Source organism: Rhodococcus sp. R1101 (genome assembly GCF_000278445.1).
GTDB classification, from domain to species: Bacteria; Actinomycetota; Actinomycetes; order Mycobacteriales; family Mycobacteriaceae; genus Rhodococcus; species Rhodococcus gordoniae.
The window spans coordinates 1-2,146 of sequence record NZ_AJVB01000583.1; the positions used below are offsets into that span (position 1 = coordinate 1).

The 2,146-nt window shown below is 65.3% G+C and carries 2 pseudogenes; one reads left to right on the forward strand and one right to left on the reverse strand.

Annotation, left to right across the window (positions count from 1 at the left end):
• Nucleotides 1-700, reverse strand: a pseudogene (locus tag R1101_RS28100) (IS256 family transposase); the annotation flags it as partial.
• On the opposite strand from R1101_RS28100, the pseudogene R1101_RS0121920 reads away from it, so the two are divergent.
• Nucleotides 633-2,146 (forward strand): annotated as a pseudogene (locus R1101_RS0121920) (LuxR C-terminal-related transcriptional regulator); the annotation flags it as partial. The pseudogenes R1101_RS28100 and R1101_RS0121920 sit on opposite strands and share 68 nt — an antisense overlap.

The window sequence follows — 2,146 nt, forward strand, 5'->3', positions numbered from 1 at the left end:
ACCGAACTGGGCATGCACCGACGTCGCATCGGGCTGGTCGTAGACTTCAGTGCAGTATCGCCTTCACAGCCGGCCACATGGTCTTGGGACAGATCGACATGAGATTGGCTGCGTAGTGCGTTCGGCCGCGTTGCCACCCCGTGCCGGGCAGATTCGCCGCGATCGCCTCCCGCAGACCGACATGGGCGTCGGAGATCACCAGGCGGACCCTGCCCAGGCCCCGGGCGACCAGGGCGGCGAAGAATTCGTTCCATGCCGGTCCGGTCTCGCTGGTGGCCATCCGCATACCGAGCACCTCACGGTGACCGTCACCGTTGACGCCGGTGGCGAGCAGCACGACGGCACCCACGACATGGCCGCCTTCGCACACCTTCATCGTCAGCGCATCCGCGGCGACGAAGGTGAACGGCCCGGCCGTGTCCAGGCGCCGATGCCGAAAATCGTCCACGATCTCGTCGAGCTCGGTAGCCATGCGCGAGACCTGCGACTTCGACATCGAGTCGATGCCGAGGGTCTTGACGAGTTTGTCCATCCGGCGGGTCGAAACACCGGCGAGGTAGCAGTCGGCAACCACTGTGATCAGGGCGGATTCGCCACGCTTACGACGTTCGAGCAGCCATTCGGGAAAGTAGGTGCCCGTACGCAGTTTGGGGATCGCGACGTCGACGGTGCCGACACGGGTATCGAGGCTGCGGGGGCGACAGCACCGACATCCAACCGACCTGCACGCCGCCGAGACCGCAACAATCGACGCCCTACTGCGCGCAGGGGATCCGCACACCGCACTGACCCACGCCATCGACGGCAGCCACTGGGAGCGTGCTCTCGACATCGTCGACGAACACTGGACAGCGCTGTACACCGGCGGTTTCCTCGATACACTGGGCGCGGCACTGGTCGAACGCATTCCCGCAGAGATTGCCGACACTCACCCCGCAATCAAAGCCATTCGCCGACTACACCGGCAGTTCTCCGCACCGCGCGATGTCCCCGTGGTCACCGCCGAACCCGATGTCGCGGTCGGTATCGGACCCGAACCTGCCGAAGTCGTGATGCGAGCGATGATGCTACGGCTCGACGGCCAGTTCCTCGAAGCCGCCAAGGTCTGCGATGCCGCCTCCGGCCACCCGTTGCCGGTCTTCGATGAACTCGACGAGCACATCCGCCACGCCTACGCCTTCTACTACCTTCACGTCGGCATCACCTATCTGCTCGTCGACCGAGCCAACCATGCGACCGCGATGTTCCGGCGCGCGCATGTCGCCGGAGCAGGGACGTTCGTCGAACGCGACGCCGCCGGAAAACTCGCGCTCACCTGCGCGTTGGAAGGCACGATGATCGACGGCCGGTCGTGGATCGACGAGGAACGACGCCACCCGCCTCTTCCGGGCGACAGCGAAAAGCTCGTCCGCACCGCCGGCTGTGTAGCAGCCGCACTCGTCGCACTCGACGAACTCGAGCCCGATACCGCGCTCGACATCCTCACCGAACTCGGCACCCCTACCGACAACGAAGAGTTCTGGGCTCACGTCCTTTACACCCGTGGACACCATGCCCTGCTCACCGGTATGCCGACCGACGGCCTGCGGTTCATCGAGTCCCATCTACAGCGCTACTCGACATTGCGCACCGACGGTTTCTCCGCAACCCTGATCGAGACAGTGCTGGCGGATCTTCATCTCGCGTGCGGCAATTTCGATCAAGCCGAAGACGTGATCGCAACATCCACCCACCCCTCGGCAGTGCCGGTGCGTGCGCGGGCGCGGTTGCTCGCTGCGGATCCGGCCGGTGCCCAGCAGATCGTCGACCAGTACTTCGCCAGCTCGGCCGGTCCCGTCCGCACCTCGATGGAACTGGCCGTGCTCGGTGCCGCAACAGCTGCTGCCCTCGACAATGTCGACGACGCCCGTGGCCAGCTCGAACGGGCAGTCACCCTGTCGCGGCATACCGGGATGCTGCGCCCATTCGTACTGCTGCCGTCGGCGATGCAGACTGCACTGGCAGACCTCGGAGTCGAACTACCACTCGACCTGAGCCGGACCGCCGCACGCTTTCCCGCTTTCCCGGTCTACCGACCGCTGCTGACATTGACCGCACGAGAGCGCGCCGTGCTCGACGCCCTGCTCTCGGGACGAACAGTCACTGC